At 69.0% G+C, this 16206-nt stretch carries 15 protein-coding genes; 8 read left to right on the top strand and 7 right to left on the bottom strand.

Features of this window, described 5'->3' with window-relative positions:
* The first annotated feature begins 4 nt into the window (after window positions 1-4).
* The 6 genes from ACMGEZ_RS21820 to ACMGEZ_RS21845 all read left to right on the top strand — a co-directional run bounded on the left by ACMGEZ_RS21820 (window position 5) and on the right by ACMGEZ_RS21845 (window position 6332).
* Complete coding sequence (locus tag ACMGEZ_RS21820) at window positions 5-733, top strand: SPOR domain-containing protein (protein WP_436824367.1); 729 nt, start codon at window positions 5-7, stop codon at window positions 731-733.
* Between the two features lie 85 nt (window positions 734-818).
* Window positions 819-1469 (top strand): thiol:disulfide interchange protein DsbA/DsbL, encoded by a 651-nt coding sequence (locus ACMGEZ_RS21825; protein ID WP_436824368.1) that lies wholly within the window; start codon window positions 819-821, stop codon window positions 1467-1469.
* A gap of 183 nt (window positions 1470-1652) precedes the next feature.
* Entirely contained in the window at window positions 1653-2339 is a 687-nt protein-coding gene (gene lptA, locus ACMGEZ_RS21830) for a lipopolysaccharide transport periplasmic protein LptA (protein ID WP_436824369.1), read from the top strand.
* A 14-nt stretch (window positions 2340-2353) separates the two neighbouring features.
* Complete coding sequence (gene lptB, locus ACMGEZ_RS21835; protein WP_436824370.1) at window positions 2354-3136, top strand: LPS export ABC transporter ATP-binding protein; 783 nt, start codon at window positions 2354-2356, stop codon at window positions 3134-3136.
* Between the two features lie 2 nt (window positions 3137-3138).
* Window positions 3139-4725, top strand: a complete 1587-nt coding sequence (locus ACMGEZ_RS21840) for an RNA polymerase factor sigma-54 (RefSeq protein WP_436824371.1) — start codon at window positions 3139-3141, stop codon at window positions 4723-4725.
* 2 nt (window positions 4726-4727) lie between these two features.
* Window positions 4728-6332, top strand: coding sequence for a phospholipase D family protein (locus ACMGEZ_RS21845; protein ID WP_436824372.1), 1605 nt, complete (start codon window positions 4728-4730; stop codon window positions 6330-6332).
* Between the two features lie 73 nt (window positions 6333-6405).
* On the opposite strand, the gene ACMGEZ_RS21850 is transcribed toward ACMGEZ_RS21845, so the two are convergent.
* The 4 genes from ACMGEZ_RS21850 to ACMGEZ_RS21865 form a co-directional block, all read right to left on the bottom strand.
* Window positions 6406-7059 carry a YceI family protein gene (locus ACMGEZ_RS21850; protein WP_436824373.1) on the bottom strand — a complete coding sequence of 218 codons (654 nt, stop codon included), beginning with the start codon at window positions 7057-7059 and terminating at the stop codon, window positions 6406-6408.
* A 7-nt stretch (window positions 7060-7066) separates the two neighbouring features.
* Window positions 7067-7654 carry a YceI family protein gene (locus ACMGEZ_RS21855; protein WP_436824374.1) on the bottom strand — a complete coding sequence of 196 codons (588 nt, stop codon included), beginning with the start codon at window positions 7652-7654 and terminating at the stop codon, window positions 7067-7069.
* The gene (locus ACMGEZ_RS21860) at window positions 7651-8262 is read right to left on the bottom strand and encodes a cytochrome b (protein ID WP_436824375.1); all 612 of its coding nucleotides are present in this window, start codon (window positions 8260-8262) and stop codon (window positions 7651-7653) included. Before ACMGEZ_RS21860 ends, ACMGEZ_RS21855 begins: the two co-directional genes overlap by 4 nt.
* Before the next feature lie 83 nt (window positions 8263-8345).
* Entirely contained in the window at window positions 8346-10679 is a 2334-nt protein-coding gene (locus tag ACMGEZ_RS21865; RefSeq protein WP_436824376.1) for a DUF6351 family protein, read from the bottom strand.
* Between the two features lie 193 nt (window positions 10680-10872).
* On the opposite strand from ACMGEZ_RS21865, the gene ACMGEZ_RS21870 reads away from it, so the two are divergent.
* Entirely contained in the window at window positions 10873-11571 is a 699-nt protein-coding gene (locus ACMGEZ_RS21870) for a Crp/Fnr family transcriptional regulator (protein WP_436824377.1), read from the top strand.
* 213 nt (window positions 11572-11784) lie between these two features.
* Here the strand turns inward: ACMGEZ_RS21870 and ACMGEZ_RS21875 are convergent, their stop codons facing one another.
* The 3 genes from ACMGEZ_RS21875 to ACMGEZ_RS21885 form a co-directional block, all read right to left on the bottom strand.
* Complete coding sequence (locus ACMGEZ_RS21875; RefSeq protein ID WP_436824378.1) at window positions 11785-12108, bottom strand: hypothetical protein; 324 nt, start codon at window positions 12106-12108, stop codon at window positions 11785-11787.
* Window positions 12109-12198: 90 nt separating this feature from the next.
* Entirely contained in the window at window positions 12199-14163 is a 1965-nt protein-coding gene (locus ACMGEZ_RS21880; protein ID WP_436824379.1) for a sensor histidine kinase, read from the bottom strand.
* A complete protein-coding gene (locus ACMGEZ_RS21885; protein ID WP_436824380.1) occupies window positions 14163-14825 on the bottom strand; it encodes a response regulator in 663 nt (220 codons plus the stop codon). Before ACMGEZ_RS21885 ends, ACMGEZ_RS21880 begins: the two co-directional genes overlap by 1 nt.
* A 119-nt stretch (window positions 14826-14944) precedes the next feature.
* On the opposite strand from ACMGEZ_RS21885, the gene ACMGEZ_RS21890 reads away from it, so the two are divergent.
* The gene (locus ACMGEZ_RS21890) at window positions 14945-16189 is read left to right on the top strand and encodes a THUMP domain-containing class I SAM-dependent RNA methyltransferase (protein ID WP_436824381.1); all 1245 of its coding nucleotides are present in this window, start codon (window positions 14945-14947) and stop codon (window positions 16187-16189) included.
* The last annotated feature ends 17 nt before the right edge of the window (window positions 16190-16206 follow it).

The following is a 16206-nucleotide window of genomic DNA, read 5'->3' on the forward strand; positions in this document are numbered from 1 at the left end:
CACCATGACTCAAAGACGACAACGCGGCAACATCGTCATCGGCCTGATCATCGGGCTGGTGCTGGGCCTCGGCGTGGCACTGGGCATTGCGGTCTACGTGACCAAGGTGCCCATCCCCTTCATGACCAAGACCCAGCGCGGCGGCCCCGAGCAGGACGAGGCCGAGGCGCGCAAGAACCGCGACTGGAACCCGAACGCCCCGCTGGCCGGCAAGGCCGGCGCCGTGCGTCCGCCAGAGCCGCCGGCCCCGCCCGCGGTGCCACCGCCTTCTGCCGCCGCGCCGGGCATGCCGCAGACCGCGCCGGCCCCGGTGGTGGTGCCGCCCGCCGCTCAGCAGCAGCAACAACAACAGCAACAACGCGCGGCGCGTCCGCCCGTGCCGGCCGAAGCCAACGCAGTGCCTCCGTCGAACGACCCGATCGGCGATCTCGCGCGCTCCCGTTCGGGCGCCGGCGCCGGCACCACCACGGCCGCCGCCCCGCCCAGCAGCAGCGACCCGTTCATGTACTTCGTGCAGGCCGGCGCCTTCCGCACCCCCGAGGACGCCGAGACGCAGCGCGCCAGGCTCTCGCTGATGGGCGTGGAGGCACGCGTCACCGAGCGCGAGCAGGCCGGCCGCACCGTCTACCGGGTGCGTGCGGGGCCTTTCAACAAGAAGGAAGATGCCGACCGGCTCAAGGAACGACTCGACGGCGGCGGCCTCGAATCGGCCCTGGTGCGCGTGCAGCGCTGAGCCTTCGTCTTTTCATGCCCGCGCCGTCCCGGGGAACTCCCGGCGCCATGGCGGGCTCTGTCAGCCGCACTGGAGAACCTTACACATGAAACGCCGTGACTTTTCGCTGGCCGCCACCTCGCTGGGGCTGCTTCCTCTGATCACCCCCCCGCAGGCGCACGCGCAGACGCTCGCGCCCAAGGCGGGCACCGACTACGCAGTGCTCGACAAGCGCGTGCCGGTCGATGCGCCGGCCGGCAAGGTCGAGGTGATCGAGTTCTTCTGGTACAACTGCCCGCACTGCAACGCCTTCGAGCCCACGCTCGAGAGCTGGATCAGGAAGCTGCCGCCGCACGTGGCCTTCAAGCGCGTGCCGGTCGCCTTCCAGGCCAGCTTCCAGCCGCAGCAGAAGCTCTACTACGCGCTCGAGGCCATGGGCAAGGTCGACGAATACCAGCGCAAGGTCTTCGCCGCCATCCACCAGCAGCGGCAGAACCTCTCGGGCGAGCAGCAGATCATCGACTGGGCCGCCGCCAATGGCCTCGACAAGGACAAGTTCACCGAGCAGTACAAGTCCTTCAGCGTGGCGAGCAAGATCCAGCGCGCCAAGCAGCTGCAGGAGGCCTACCAGGTGGCCGGCGTGCCCTCCATCGGCATCGCGGGGCGCTGGTATGTGGACGGCGACCTCGCAAAGAGCATGGAGCGCGCCTTGCAGGTCACCGACTTCCTGGTCGGCGAAGCGCGCAAGAGCGCCTGAGGCTGCTCCCCGGCAGGAAGCCCGCTTTGGCGGGCTTTTCATTGCCGGGCCGCCCCAAGATGAAAACGCCCCCTTGGGGGCGCGGCCACGCGAAGTGATGGAGCGGGTGGGCCATTTTTCATCCGGGTGCTCGAAGTCCGGCCCCTGAGGACGCATACAATCCCCAGCAAGTTTCGTGCCTTTATGACTTCGTTCGCAATTCCCCCCCGCCCCAATCACTTCTGTCGTGCTTTCGTATTCGCCTTGATGCTGGCCGGGCTCGTTCCCCTGGCGCAGGCCGAGAAGGCCGACCGCACCAAGCCGATGAACATCGAGGCCGATGCGATGCGCTATGACGATCTCAAGCAGACCAGCGTGTTCACCGGCAACGTGGTGGTGACCAAGGGCACGATCATCATCCGCGGCGCGCGCATCGACGTGCGGCAGGACCCCGAGGGCTACCAATACGGCGTGGTCACGGCGGCGCCGGGCAAGCTGGCCTACTACAAGCAGAAGCGCGATGCCGGCACCGACGAGTGGATCGAGGGCGAGTCGGAGGTCATCGAATACGACAGCCGTGCCGACAACGTGAAATTCATCCGCCGCGCCGTGATGCGCCGCCTCTACGGCGCCACCGTCAACGACGAGAGCAGCGGACCCCTGATCGTCTACGACCAGAGCAACGACACCTTCACCGTCAACGGCTCCCCGCTGCCGCCCAACGCGGGCGTCGCGACGCAGGGCGGGCGCGTACGCGCCATCCTCACACCCAAGCCGGCCGCTTCGGCGCCGGCGCCCGGCGCCCGCCCGGCCGCGGCGCCTGCCGCGGCACCGGCGAGCGGCAGCGGCCTGCGCTCGACCACCACGCTCGGCGGGGAAGAGCGCAAGTGAGGGCGGACCCGGGCATGGCCAGCGGCTCCAGCGACACGACGACTGGCAGCCGCCTCGAGGCGCGCGGCCTGCAGAAGACCTACGGCAGCCGCAAGGTGGTCAAGGACGTCTCGCTGGGCGTCGACAAGGGCGAGGTGGTCGGCCTGCTGGGCCCCAACGGCGCCGGCAAGACCACCTCCTTCTACATGATCGTCGGCCTGGTGCGGGCGGATGCGGGCGAGATCAGCATCGACGGCGTGCCGATCGCGCACATGCCGATCCACCGCCGCTCGCGCATGGGCCTGAGCTACCTGCCGCAGGAGGCCTCGATCTTCCGCAAGCTGACGGTCGAGGAAAACGTGCGCGCGGTGCTCGAACTGCAGCGCGAGCCGAACGGCGACGGACGGCCGCTGCCGCTGTCGAAGCAGCGCATCGAGGAGCGCCTGAGCGAGCTGCTGCACGACCTGCGCGTGGACCACCTGCGCGATTCCCCCGCGCTGGCGCTGTCGGGCGGCGAGCGGCGGCGTGTCGAGATCGCGCGCGCGCTGGCCACCCAGCCGCGCTTCATCCTGCTGGACGAGCCCTTCGCCGGCATCGACCCGATCGCGGTGATCGAGATCCAGCGGATCATCAACTTCCTGAAGGAGCGCGGCATCGGCGTGCTCATCACCGACCACAACGTGCGAGAGACGCTGGGCATCTGCGATCACGCATTCATCATCAGTGACGGGCATGTGCTGGCACAAGGCACGCCCTCGGAGATCGTCGACAACGCCGAGGTCCGGCGCGTCTACCTCGGCGAGCATTTCCGGATGTAGAGATGAAGCAAGGGCTCTCGCTGCGCGTCTCGCAGCATCTCGCGCTGACGCCGCAACTCCAGCAGTCGATCCGGCTGCTGCAGCTGTCGACGCTCGAGTTGAGTCAGGAGGTCGAGCAGATGCTCGACGAGAACCCTTTCCTCGAGCGCGCAACCGAAGAGGCGCCGCGCGAGGAGTTCGGGCTCGAATCGGCCGACGCGCCGGTGCGTGACGACGACCGCCAGGGCGACGCCGAGGCCGAGTTCGTGGCCGGGCCGGCAGCGGCGTCACTCGACAGCCCGCCCGCCGCGGCCGCCGACAGCGAGACGCCCGCAGCCACCGAAGGTCCTGAGGGCGAGCCCGACTGGGAAGGCGACGGAACGATCGACCTGGCGCCCGATGACAGCGAATGGGGTGGCGACGCCCCCGCGCGCAACAGCGGCACCGGCGACGAGCGCCCCGATGCGACCGAGCTCGCCAGCAGCCAGGAGTCGCTGCAGTCCTTCCTGCATCGCCAGGCACTGAGCCTGCGCCTGGAAGAGAACGACCGCGCCGCGCTGCGCTTCCTGATCGAGTCGCTCAACGACGACGGCTACCTCGAGGACTCGCTGCCGGCCCTGGCCTCCGGCCTGGCAGGCAACGACAACGACCAGTTCGACGAGCTGGTGCACCACTTCCAGGTCGCGCTCGGCCTGCTGCAGAGCCTGGAGCCGCTCGGCGTCGGTGCGCGCAGCCTGGCCGAGTGCCTCACCATCCAGCTGCGCGCACGGCAGGACGAGGACCACACCGAGGAAGAGAAGCAGGTGCGCAGGACCGCCATCGCGGTCTGCAAGCAGCCGATGGAGCTGCTCGCCAAGCGCGACTTCAAGCGCCTGGCCACGCTCACCCGCAGCAACGAGGACGAGGTGCGCGCCGCCCTGCAGCTGATCGCGCGGCTGGAGCCCAAGCCCGGGCGCCGATTCGCCAACGTCGAGCGCAACATCGTCATCCCCGACGTGATCGTCACGCGCATCGGCCACGGCACCAGTGCCAGGTTCCGCGTCATGCTCAACCCCGAGGTGATGCCGCGGCTGCGCGTGCACGACATCTACGCCGGCGCGCTGAAGGCGCACAAGGGCGAGGGCAGCCAGGCGCTGTCGCAGCGGCTGCAGGAGGCGCGCTGGTTCATCAAGAACATCCAGCAGCGCTTCGACACCATCCTGCGCGTGTCGAACGCGATCGTGGAGCGGCAGAAGAACTACTTCGTCCACGGCGAGCTCGCCATGCGCCCGCTGGTGCTGCGCGAGATCGCCGACGAGCTGGGCCTGCACGAATCCACCATCAGCCGCGTGACCACCGCCAAGTACATGTCCACGCCCTACGGCACGGTCGAGCTCAAGTACTTCTTCGGCTCGGCGCTGGGCACTGAAACCGGCGGCAATGCCTCCAGCACCGCGGTGCGCGCACTGATCAAGCAGTTCGTGAGCGCCGAGGATGCGAAGAAGCCGCTGTCGGACAGCCAGGTTTCCGAGATGCTCAAGGAACAGGGCATCGAGTGCGCGCGCCGCACGGTGGCCAAGTACCGCGAGGCGCTGCGCATCGCGCCTGCCAACCTGCGCAAGGCCTTGTAGCGATGCGTGCGCGCCCAAGCCGCTGGCCGCAGTGGGTGCGCCTGGGCTTGGCATTGGCGGTGGTGCTCTTCCTGGCCAGCGGCTGCGCGATGCTGCCTGCCGAGTTCGAGCGCACGCCTTCCAGGGCAGTGCCGCTGTCACCCGACACCGCGCTGGGCCGCATCGCGAAAAGCTCGCAGCCCGACGCCGACCTGAGCGGCTTCCGCCTGCTGCCCAGCGGCGATTTCGCGCTCCACACCCGGCTCGAGCTGGCACGCCGGGCCCAGCGCACGCTGGACGTGCAGTACTACCAGATCCACGACGACGAGACCGGCCGCTACCTGCTGCGCACGCTGCGCGACGCCGCCCGGCGCGGCGTGCGCGTGCGCCTGCTGATGGACGACCTCTACACCTCGGGCGCGGACGAACTGCTGCTGGCCCTGGCCGCCACGCCCAATGTCGAGCTGCGCCTGTTCAATCCCTTCCCCGCCAGGCGCGGCGGCATGCTCGGGCGCTTCTCGGCCTCGCTGCTCGACTTCAGCCGCGTCAACCGGCGCATGCACAACAAGCTCTTCATCGCCGACGGCGCGATGGCAGTGGCCGGCGGTCGCAACATCGGCAACGAATACTTCACCCAGACGGCCGGCGCCAATTTCATCGACCTCGACACCTTCGTCGCGGGCGCGCTGATCCCGCGGCTGGCCAGCCTGTTCGACCAGTACTGGAACAGCGAGTACGTGCGCCCCATCGAGACCGTGGTCGCATCCGCGGTGCCGCGCGAGGAACGCCAGCGCCGCTTCGAGTCGCTGAGCGGTCCGCAGACCACGCCGCCCCCGCGCCCGCCCGCACCCAACGACCTGCTGGGCTACAGCCCGATCATGGAGGACATCAAGGCCGGCAGGCTGGACCTGATCTGGACCCGCGCGGAGGCCTACGCCGACTCGCCCGAGCGCGTGATCGGCAAGCAGGTGACCTATGGCGGCATCCCGCTGCTGGATGTCGACAGCGTGCGCTACAACTTCATCGAGCAGATCCGCCGCGGGCGCTCCGACGTGACCATCGTCTCGCCCTACCTGATCCCCGGCAAGGGCGGGCTGGACGCGATGCGCGAGGTGCGCGGGCGCGGCATGAAGATCAGCGTGGTCACCAACTCGCTGGCCGCCACCGACGAGCCGGTGGTGCACACCGGCTACCGGCGCTACCGCGAGGACATGCTCAAGCTCGGCGTCGAAATCTACGAGCTGAGCTCGCAGCGCACCCGGCGCAGCGTGCGCCTGGGCCTCTTCGGCACGCAGATCGGGCGCCTGCATGCCAAGTCGGCGGTGATCGACGGGCGCACCCTCTTCGTCGGCTCGATGAACTTCGATCCGCGCTCCGACGTGCACAACACCGAGATCGGGCTGATCATCTTCAGCCCCGAGATGGCGCAGCAGGTGCTCAAGCTGATCGAGGTGCTCAAGCAGCAGGGTGCCTACAAGGTGCGCTTCGCACCGGGCACCGAGCGCATCGAATGGGTCAGCGAGGAGGCCGGCGTCGAGCAGGTGCTGACCAGCGAGCCCGACTCCACCCTCTGGGACCGGGTGATGCTCGAGATCCTGGCGCCGCTGGCGCCGGAGAGCTTGTTGTAGAGAAGGCCGAGGGGGTCGCAACCTGCGACCAGCTGCCGGAGTGAAGCCTTCCGAACAGCCTGTCTTCTCGGGCTCAGCTCGGCCCGCCCGTGATGTTCACTGCCTCCACCTGCACCAGCAGCCGCACCTTGTCCTCGAAGCCGAAGGGAATGCCCCAGCTGATGCCCCAGCTGCTGCGTTCCACCGTCGTCTCGAAGTCGCCGCCGCAGACCTGCCGCTTGATCAGCGGGCTCAGGTAGCAGCCGAAGCGGTTGGCCTTGAGCTTCACCGGCCGGGTCTGGCCCATCATCGTGAGCGAGCCCTCGACCTCGGTCACCTTGTCGCCGCTGAAGTCGATCTTGTCGGCCACGAAGCGGGCGACCGGAAACTCGGCGACGTTGAAGAAATCCTTGCTCAGCACATGACGGTTGAGCAGGTCGACGCCGGTGTTGATGGAGCCGATGTCCATCGTGATGTCGATCTTGCCGCCCTTGCCCGTGGCGTCGATCTTGATCGTGCCGTCCTTGGTGCTGAAGCGTCCGCGGTTGGTGGTGGTGCCGTAGTGGCCCATCTCGTACATCACGAAGGTGTGCGTGGGGTCGACCACGTAGGTCGCGCCCTTGACCGGCCCGCCGGCGGGCAGCGCGGCCATTTCCGGCGCAGTCTGCGCGGCGGCGAGGGCGGCGCCGGCCAGCAGCGCGGCGGCGGCAACGGACTTGATCATCTTCATGGCGGTGGATGCGTGCATGGCAAGGTCAGAGTGGACGCAGGCCCGTCAGGACCAGCTTGAAGCGCACCTGCACTTCGTCGCCGATCATCGCGGTGTCGGCCCATTCGCCCTCGCCCACCTTGAAGGCGAGGCGCTGGATCGTAAAGCTTCCGGCGGCGGTCGAGCGGTCCGCGGACTGGGTGATCGTCACCGGCACCACGAGTTCCTGCGTTCGGCCCTTGATGGTCAGCCGGCCGGCGATCTCGAACCGGCCGCCGCCCAGGCTCTTGATCGCGCTGGACTGGAAGCTGGCCCTGGGAAAGCGCGCGGTGTCGAACCAGGGCGCCTTGGGCAGCTCGGCGTCGCTCTGCGGCACGCCGAGCGTGGCGCTCGCCATGTCGATCTCCAGCGCCACGCTGCCGCCCTCGGGCTGCTTCGGGTCGAAGGCGACCTGGGCATCGAACTTGCGGAACTGGCCCTCGACCGGCACGCCCATCTGCTTGCTGACGAACTCGATCTGGCTGTGGCCGGGCACGAGCTGGGCCATGGGCCCGGTGCCGGCCATGGCGGCGGCCGAAGCAAGGATCAGCGCGGCCGCGCACAGAACGCGCCACGCGGGGCGAAGAAGGCTCATCGGGCGTGCCCCTGGTGCGAGAACGGCCACATGCGGTCCAGCAGGCCGTCGCGGTCGACGAAGTGATGCTTGAGCGCCGCCGCGGCGTGCAGGAGCACCACGGCCCCCAGGGCGAAGGCGCTGCCCTGGTGCAAGGGCTTCAGCACCGCCTCGGCGAAGGCCTTGTCCACCGGCACGAAGTCCGGCAGCGGCACCAGGCCCAGCCAGACGACCGGAAAGCCCAGCGCCGAGCTGTAGGCCCAGCCGGCCAGCGGCACCGCGAAGAACAGCAGGTACAGCAGCAGGTGCGTGCCGCGGTGCGCCACCAGCTGCCAGCCGGGCATCGCTTTCGCGATGCAGGCCGGCAACGGGGGCGGCGGGCGCGACAGGCGCCACAGCAGCCGCAGCGCCGTGAGCCCCAGGATGGCGATGCCCGCCCACTTGTGCCAGTTGAAGAGCTTGAGCCGCAGCGGCGAGAAGGGCAGGCCGCTCATGTAGACGCCGACGCTGAAGGAGGTGACGATCATCAGCGCGAGCAGCCAGTGCAGCGCCATCGCGACCGGGCCGTAGCGGCGGGCGGGAACGCGGTGGGCGACTGCAGCCTGGGGATTCAGCGGCTCGGCGGGCATGGCCGGAGCATAAGGCCACCGGCGCGCTGCCCCGCCCCGCTACGGACCTCGCGACTCCCCGGAAGCCCTGACCCGAAAAGCGCTCAGAAGGCCACGGAAGCCGGCTCGGGACCGATCGGCACGCCGCTCGGTCCGGCGTTGAAGTTGGTGAACTGCCATTCGGGGGTCTGGCCGACGCCCGGCTTCGACCAGTCGCACACGCCCAACGGGAACACGGCCGCCAGGCGCGCGAGTTGCGCCCCGCTGAATGCGACGCCTGCGTAGTCGGGGCTGGTCGGCACCAGCGGCTTCAGTTGGCATTGATAGATGTCCTCAGCCGTCGGTCCGCCCGCGACCCGCCGCGGCGACAGGGTCGGCTTCAAGGGACAGGCCGGATCGGTCAACGCGAGTTCGGCGGCCAGGTCGGCTTCGGTGACGCCGCTCGTCGTGAAGCACCCGTCCTTGACGTCGGAAGGCTTGTTGCTGATGACCTTTGCCTCTAGCGGCGCGTCGCCGGCGTCGTTTTCGATGGCCGAGAGCCAGCGATCCATCATCTTGAAGGACTGGGCGGTCAGGGCGGCGCCCGTCACGGTATTGCTTCCGCGCATCACATGGTTGGCGTGATGGCCGTTGGCAGCATCCAGGCGCGCACGGGCTTCGTAGCTGCGCCATGTCATGTGGATGTCCGCACCTCGCTCGGGCCGCAGGTCGATGATGGGTACCTTCGCGAGGTTCCTTGCGTTGCTGTGCAGCCCGCTGCGGTAGATCTGCGGCAGAAGATCGGGCACTGCCCGGAAGCGCGGCGCCGGGATCGTCGGCGCCGCGGGGTCGCCCCCGGTCCAGGCCATGTCGGCCGTGTAGGCCCCGACGCTCTCGTTGAGCTGGACGAACTGCTCGGCCGATATGGCACCGTCCTGCAGCGCCTTCAGCCCGTACTGCACACCGGTGTTGTCGTAGGGAAGCCTCGGCTTCACGCTGCCGTCGATGTCCGTCACGGTACCGAAGATCGCAATCATCATGTCGTGGATCGAGCACCGGACGCCGTTCGGCCGCGTGCCGGGCACATAGACCAGCGATGCCGGGAATCCCGGACCGCAATTGGCCGGTCGCGTCGGATCCTGCGGGTTGATGAACGAGTTGATCCAGGTCTGGCAATAGGTCGTCGGATGGCCGTTGATCGCGGCGCGCGCGCTGTCGCCCAGCGCGCTTCCGTTGGGTGTCTGGTAGTAGCGCCCCAGCAGCCCGCAGTCACGGGTCTCGATCCAGGTGGACACCGCGTCCGGATAGCTCACGCCCGTCTGCAGCCCTTGCAGCAATCCAGGCATGACCGACGCGATCACCGTCTGCATCATCGAGCCGCCGGAGCCGCCGTCGGACATGGTGTAGCGGATTTCTCCGTAGGTATCGATGATGTGCTCCTTGACCATCATCATGTTTTCGGCGGCGAGCAGTTCGTTGTTGTTGTCGTTGTGGTTGGTGAGCTGAGCGTTCGCAACCATGAAGCCTGCGGCCAGCGCATTCGCGTCGAACACGGACGTGCCGGGCGACTGCTGAAAGCGATTGCCGGACGCCGATGCGCCGAACTTCCAATGAAGCTTTCCGTTCCAGGCCTTCTGCGGGGACCAGGGTGCCCACGGCTGTGCGGGATCGAAATAGGCGAGGATGCTGTACATCCCGCGTCCCATCGTTCCGAGTTCGAGCCGCAGCAGGCGCTTGGCGACCTGGCCCCTGTCGTTGGTGAAGTCGGCGATGTCGGCATCCGCCGGCCGGGCCGCGGGCTGGTACTCGACGAAGCACGGGTCTGCGCCGGTCGTCGTGTACGTGCACGCGGTCCCCTGCTTTGCCTTCGGCTGGTAGTAGTAGAAGAATTTGGTGGGCGCGTTGCACTTGTCATCGGTCGGGTCGGCCCCGAGCCCGTTGACCCGGGTGGTCACGCTGTCCGAGAGATTCGTGCCTTCGACGGCCAGGTTGATCGCCCTGCCGTCGGCTGTCGCGCAGATCCACGGCTTGACCTGGACCCCCGCGAACACCGGGCCCCCGCGCTCGTGGTTCGTGATGACGAGCTTCGCGCCCTTCCCGTTGCCGCCCGTTGCGGCAACCGTGTTGGCGCCCGGCTTGAGTCCGGAGACCACGCCGAGCATGCGCCCGTCGGCACGGACAGCAAACTGGGACGTGACGTCGGTGCCGCCATTGAGATCGACCTTGATGCCTGTCGCGCTGGCCCCCTCCGGCAGGACGATCTCGATAAGTGCATCGCCGTCACTTATCAGGTCGGCTCGATTCGACACCGTCTTGACGGCGGTCGGTGCGGCGGCGACGGGAGCGGATGGAGGCGGAAAAAAGCCGCCGCCATTGCCCGATCCGCCGCCACAGGCGGCAAGCAGCGCGGCGAAGGCGAGTGCCAACGATGCCCGCAAGTGCGACAGGAACGGTCTCATGCTGTGTCTCCTCTTGACGTTGCGCAGCTCACCGGTGACGAACTGCTCCCGGCATTGGAGCCACGTGTACCGGCGCTGACTGTTGTCGCGCGAACATTTCAAGGGGAAGTCCCTAGCGGAGGCGCTTGGCGTTTACACCGGTGCAAGCCGTAGTGAGAATGACTGGAGTACAAACCGCATGCCTCCAGACCCCATGCCATTCGAAGGAAGCGCCGAACTCTCAAGTGCACTCCGGGACGCCAGCTGGGCCCATGGGCTGTCCGAGGCCGACCTCGCCGCCGTGGAGCAGAGCGTGCACGAGCGGCGGTTCGCCGCAGGATCGATCGTGATCCGCAAGGGCGAGCCCTCGGACCACTGGATCGGCGTCGTGAGCGGCATGGTGAAGGTCGACACCATGGAGGAGGACGGGCGAAGCACCACCTTCATCGGGGTGTCTCGCGGCGGGTGGCTCGGGGAGGGTTCGGTGCTCAAGAGCGAGTTGCGACCCTACGAAGTCGTGGCATTGCAGGAAAGCCGGATTGCCTTCATGCCTCGCAGGACTTTCATGTGGCTTTACGACACCAGCCTTTCGTTCAACCACTTCCTCATCTCGCAACTCAATGCTCGACTCGGCCAGTTCATTTCGGTCGTCGAGCGGGCCCGCATGGGCGATACCTCCGCGCAGGTTGCCTTCGGGCTCGCCAGCTTGTTCGATCCGCTGCTCAATCCGTCGGCAGGCCGGAAGGTTCGCATTTCCCAGGAAGAACTCGGAAAGCTCTGTGGACTGTCGCGTCAGGTCGTCAGCAGCGGACTGCATCGCCTGCAGCAAGTCGGCTTGATCGCCGTCGAGTACGGGCAGATTCGCGTGATCGACATTTCCGGGCTGAACAAGGTTGCTGGAATCGCGGGCTGACGTGTTCAGCTGACGGCCCACCATGCCCGCGCGGCTTCTCGATGAAGAAGGCAAGCGCTCGGCCTACGCACTAGCCGATGCTCCAGCGCGCGATCAGCAGCAGGCCCGGGCCCAGCACCAGCAGCAGGACGAGCGGCACGACCAGCCACGGTGCGTCGTGCTGCTCTTTGTCTTCCATGGTGTTCATGGCGATCTCCCTTCGACTACGGACGCTCAGAAGGTGGCAACCGCTTCATCCGGCACCGGCTCGGCCCCGCGCAGCACCTCGCTCGCGGCGGGGACCGAGGAATTCCAGGGATCGGCGACCATGAGCGGCGCGGCCGTGGATGCGTCGGCGTGGCTTGCCCCCGCCTCCCAGGAGCCGAGCAGGACCATTGCCCCCAGCAGCGCCACCGCGAGCGTCGCGGAGAACAGCAGTTGCGGCATCCGGGACCGCAGGCGGGCCGGCCGGTTGACGAAGACGGTGTGCGGGTGCGGGTGCGGATGCGGCTGCATGACGGTTCCTTCCTTGCTCATCGAGATGCGCGACGTGCGCATGCATCCAATCTAGAAAGAAGGCGCGTTCTGAGAAATTCCGCATTCGCGCCCGGGCATCCCGCGTTCGCGGGAGGACCGCGCCGTCGGTGCTCAGGCCGCGGCTGCCGCGGGCACTGTCATCGGCAGGCGCAGCACGACGCAGCAGCCACCGCTGGCCGCCGGGCGCAGCGCCAGCGTGCCGCCCAGGCGCTCGGCGCGTGAACGCATGTTGTGCAGGCCACGGCCGCCCTGCCGGCCGGGCTCGGGGTCAAGGCCGCGGCCGTTGTCCTCGATCTCCATTTCCAGCATCTCGCCCGCGCGCCTCAGCCGCACCTGCACCCGCGTGGCGCGGGCGTGCTTGAGCACATTGGTCAGCGCCTCCTGCGCGACGCGCAGCAGCTGCAGCGCGGCGTGCGGCGAAAGCGTGGCTCCGCTGTCGGGCAGGTCGATGTCCCAGCCGGAGCGCACGCCGGCCGCGATCAGCTGCGCCTCCCAGCGGAACCTGAAGTTGCCCAGGGCCGCGCCCAGGTCGTGCTCGCCGGAGGCCAGCGCGTCCAGCGCCAGCCGCATGTCGGCGATGCAGGCACGCAGCGCGCCGGCGATCTGGTCCTCGTCCATGTCGCCGCGCTCCACCCGCGACAGCGAGGTGAAGAGCTGCGAGCCCAGGCCGTCGTGCAGGTCGCGCATGATCAGCTGGCGCTCCTCCGCGGCGGCATGCTCGCGCTCCAGCGCGGCCAGGCGGGCGTAGTTGTCGGCCAGCGCGCGCTCGCGGTCGGCCACCCGCGTCTCCAGCGTGCGGTTGAGCTCCTCCAGCGAATTCAGGGTGCGCAGGAAGCGCGCCGTCAGCAGCGCGCCCATGGCCACCAGCAGGGTGTTGGAGCCGTAGTGCAGGAGGTGGATGCGGTGGCCGGTCCATTCCGGGAAGAAGCGCCCGAGCAGGCGCGGGTCCCAGGTCAGCAGGTAGTCGTGGATGCCCACCAGCACCGCGAAGGCCATCACGGCCGAGAGCGCGGCAGCCGTCAGCGTGCCGCGGCGCCGCGCATAGACGAAGGCGACCGCGATGATCAGCAGCCCCACGCCCACCATGCCGCCCAGCCACCAGCGCGCGATGGCCTGCTCGGCCTCGAAGCCGCCGAGCGCGAACCACAGCGGCCCCACCAGCCCGTAGGCGACCAGCCCCCGGTCCAGCCACGCTCTGCGTACGGGAGTACCTCCGCCTGCGGCTGCGGTGCGAGCCGCTTCGGGCGGCCGGGCGCCGCTCATCCCCGCGTAGTGCAGCGTGAACACCGCCATCACGATCACGAAGCCGCCGGTGGCGCATTGGTAGAGCACGCGCCACCACTGCCATGCACCGATGGGAAGGGTGTCGATCAGGAAGGTCATGGTTCGAATGGCCCACAGCACCGCCGCCAGCCCGAACAGGCCGTAGAGCGACTCGCCCGGACGGCGCCACCAGATGAAGGCGACGAAGCCGGCCACCAGCAGCGAGACCAGCACCGTGAGCTCGGGCACCGTGCGCACCCAGAACAGGCGCCGGTCGTGCAGCGGCTGGATCTCGTCCTGCGGCCCGATGCTGACCTGCGGGAAGCGCAGCGGATAGTCCCTGGAAGGCGCGGCGCGGATCGCCAGCTCGTTGTAGCCGGGGCGCAGCAGCAGGGCGGGCAGCAGCGCCGTCTGCGGCCGGTAGGTGCGCGCATGGACGGCCGCGCTGCGCTCCGCCACGCTGCCGATCAGGCTGCCGTTGAGCCAGATCTGGCCGCCATCGTAGAAGTAGGGCACATAGACCGCCCATTGCACCTGTCGCGCGGGGTCGTCCGGGTAGTCGAAGCCGATGCGGTACCAGGCGGGCGAGCGCGCCAGCGCCGGGCGCGAATAGCCCGCGTCGTCGGGCAAGGTCACGGGCTGCCAGCCGGCGCCGGGCGGTGGCGGCGTGCGCTCCACCGCCGGCGCCGAGAGCACGACGGCGTGGCGCGGCGACTGCAGCGCCGCCGCGGCGCCGTTCGCGAGGCAGGCCAGGGCCAGGAGGAGCAGCAGCAGCCGGGCCGTCCGCGCGCCCGGGCGGCGCGCGCCGGGCATCACAGAAGCCCCATCTGGCTCGCTTCGTAGACCGCCTCGCCGCGCGAATGCACGGCCAGCTTGCGGTAGATCTTCTTCACATGCGCCACCACCGTGTGCGGCGAGATCTCGGTCAACTCGCCGATGGTCTCGAAGCTCAGGCCCTTGGCGGCCAGCCGCAGGATCTCGGTCTCGCGCTCCGTCAGCGGCGAAGGCGGTGCCTCCCTGGGCGCCGGCTGGGCAGCGGGCGGCGGCGCGGTGCCGATGCGGAAGCGCGCCAGCACCCGCCGCGCGATGCTGGGGCTGATGGGCGAGCCGCCGGCGCGCAGCTCGTGGATGCTGGCGGCGATGTGCCCGGCGCCCGCATCCTTCAGCAGGTAGCCGGTGGCGCCGGCCTCGATCGAGGCCACCACGTGCTGGTCGTCGCCGAACATGGTCACCACCAGCACATCGCACTGCGGATGGCAGCGCGCCGCGTGGCGGATCACCTCCACGCCGTCGATGTCGGGCAGGCCCAGGTCGACCAGCATCACGTCGGGCGGCTGGGCGTCGAGCATCGCGATCGCCGCGCGCCCGGTGCCCACCACGCCCGCGAGGGCGAGGCCCGGGTCGGCGAGCACCGCCTCCGAGAAGCGGCGCATGAACTCGGGTGTGTCTTCGACGATCAGCACGCTGGTGGTCATGGCGGCCCCCTGTTGCAACGCGGCAATGCGAACGCGGGGATTTTCCCACCGGGGTTGCGCCCGGCCATAGCGCAAAGGCGGTACGGGACGCATGGGATACTGGCCGGCATCCCGCTTACATGAACGATCTTTCCCTTTTCCTGCCCTGCGCCGCCGGCGTGGAGGACTTCCTGGCCCAGGAGGTGCACGCGCTGACCGGCCGCGCCGGCGACGAGCTCCTGGTCCTGCGCGGCGGTGTGCGGGTGCGCGCCGACTGGCGCGAGGCCCTGAAGCTCAACCTGCACAGCCGGCTCGCGCAGCGCGTGCTGATCGAGCTGGCCCATGCGCCCTACCGCGGCGAGCACGATCTGTACGACATCGCCGGCAGCGTCGCCTGGGAGCTCTGGTTCACGCCGAAGAACACCTTCAAGATCGAGACCACCGCGCAGCACAGTCCGCTCAAGAGCCTCAACTTCGCCACCCTGCGCATCAAGGATGCGATCGCCGACCGCTTCCGCGCCAAGGCGAACGGCGTGCGGCCCAGCATCGAGACCCAGTGGCCCGACGCGCGCGTCTTCGCGCACCTCGACGCGGAACACTGCACCCTGTACATCGACACCTCCGGCGAACCGCTCTTCAAGCGCGGCTGGCGCCAGGACAAGGGCGACGCGCCGCTGAAGGAGACCCTGGCCGCCGCCATGCTGGCCGCCAGCGGCTGGTGGAACCCCGAGCGCGGCGAGGTCTCGCAGATGCCGCTCTACGACCCGTGCTGCGGCAGCGGCACCATCGTGATCGAGGCCGCGCAGCTGGCGCTGGGCATCGCGCCCGGCGCCCGGCGGCGCTTCGGCTTCGAAAAGCTGCTGCCCTTCCAGGCGCATGTGTGGCAGGGCCTCAAGGCCGAGGCGCAGGCCGCGGTGAAGGAGGCGCTGCCGGGCCCCATCTTCGGCTCCGACGTGTCGCACCGCATGGTCGACTTCGCCGAGCGCAATGCCGAGCGCGCGGGGGTGGCCGGTGCCGTGCAGCTGCGTGGCGGCGATGCGCTGCAGCGCATGCCGCCGGCCGAGGCTGGCGTGATCGTGCTCAACCCGCCCTATGGCGAGCGCATCGAGGTCGGCGGCGTGGCAGGCGGCGGGCGCGGCAGCCGCAGCAGTCGCGAAGAAGGCCAGACCGAAGACGGCGGCGAGTTCTTCGTGCAGCTCGCCAGCCACTGGAAGAAGCACTACGCCGGCTGGACCGCCTGGGTGCTCACGCCCGACCTGCAACTGCCCAGGCGGATGCGGCTCAAGGAGTCCCGGCGTGTGCCGATGTGGAACGGCCCCATCGAGTGCCGGCTGTTCCGCTTCGACATGGTCGCGGGCTCGGCGCGCAGCAAGACGGTTGCATAAAGCACACAGCACGCAAG

The sequence above is a fragment of the Variovorax stachyos genome (genome assembly GCF_051400855.1).
Taxonomy (GTDB): Bacteria; Pseudomonadota; Gammaproteobacteria; order Burkholderiales; family Burkholderiaceae_C; genus Variovorax.

Coding starts and splice junctions, on each gene's coding strand:
- ACMGEZ_RS21820 (WP_436824367.1), top strand. CDS start 5: ATGACTCAAAGACGACAACGCGGCAACATCGTCATCGGCCTGATCATC.
- ACMGEZ_RS21825 (WP_436824368.1), top strand. CDS start 819: ATGAAACGCCGTGACTTTTCGCTGGCCGCCACCTCGCTGGGGCTGCTT.
- lptA (WP_436824369.1), top strand. CDS start 1,653: ATGACTTCGTTCGCAATTCCCCCCCGCCCCAATCACTTCTGTCGTGCT.
- lptB (WP_436824370.1), top strand. CDS start 2,354: ATGGCCAGCGGCTCCAGCGACACGACGACTGGCAGCCGCCTCGAGGCG.
- ACMGEZ_RS21840 (WP_436824371.1), top strand. CDS start 3,139: ATGAAGCAAGGGCTCTCGCTGCGCGTCTCGCAGCATCTCGCGCTGACG.
- ACMGEZ_RS21845 (WP_436824372.1), top strand. CDS start 4,728: ATGCGTGCGCGCCCAAGCCGCTGGCCGCAGTGGGTGCGCCTGGGCTTG.
- ACMGEZ_RS21850 (WP_436824373.1), bottom strand. CDS start 7,059: ATGCACGCATCCACCGCCATGAAGATGATCAAGTCCGTTGCCGCCGCC.
- ACMGEZ_RS21855 (WP_436824374.1), bottom strand. CDS start 7,654: ATGAGCCTTCTTCGCCCCGCGTGGCGCGTTCTGTGCGCGGCCGCGCTG.
- ACMGEZ_RS21860 (WP_436824375.1), bottom strand. CDS start 8,262: ATGCCCGCCGAGCCGCTGAATCCCCAGGCTGCAGTCGCCCACCGCGTT.
- ACMGEZ_RS21865 (WP_436824376.1), bottom strand. CDS start 10,679: ATGAGACCGTTCCTGTCGCACTTGCGGGCATCGTTGGCACTCGCCTTC.
- ACMGEZ_RS21870 (WP_436824377.1), top strand. CDS start 10,873: ATGCCATTCGAAGGAAGCGCCGAACTCTCAAGTGCACTCCGGGACGCC.
- ACMGEZ_RS21875 (WP_436824378.1), bottom strand. CDS start 12,108: ATGCGCACGTCGCGCATCTCGATGAGCAAGGAAGGAACCGTCATGCAG.
- ACMGEZ_RS21880 (WP_436824379.1), bottom strand. CDS start 14,163: ATGCCCGGCGCGCGCCGCCCGGGCGCGCGGACGGCCCGGCTGCTGCTG.
- ACMGEZ_RS21885 (WP_436824380.1), bottom strand. CDS start 14,825: ATGACCACCAGCGTGCTGATCGTCGAAGACACACCCGAGTTCATGCGC.
- ACMGEZ_RS21890 (WP_436824381.1), top strand. CDS start 14,945: ATGAACGATCTTTCCCTTTTCCTGCCCTGCGCCGCCGGCGTGGAGGAC.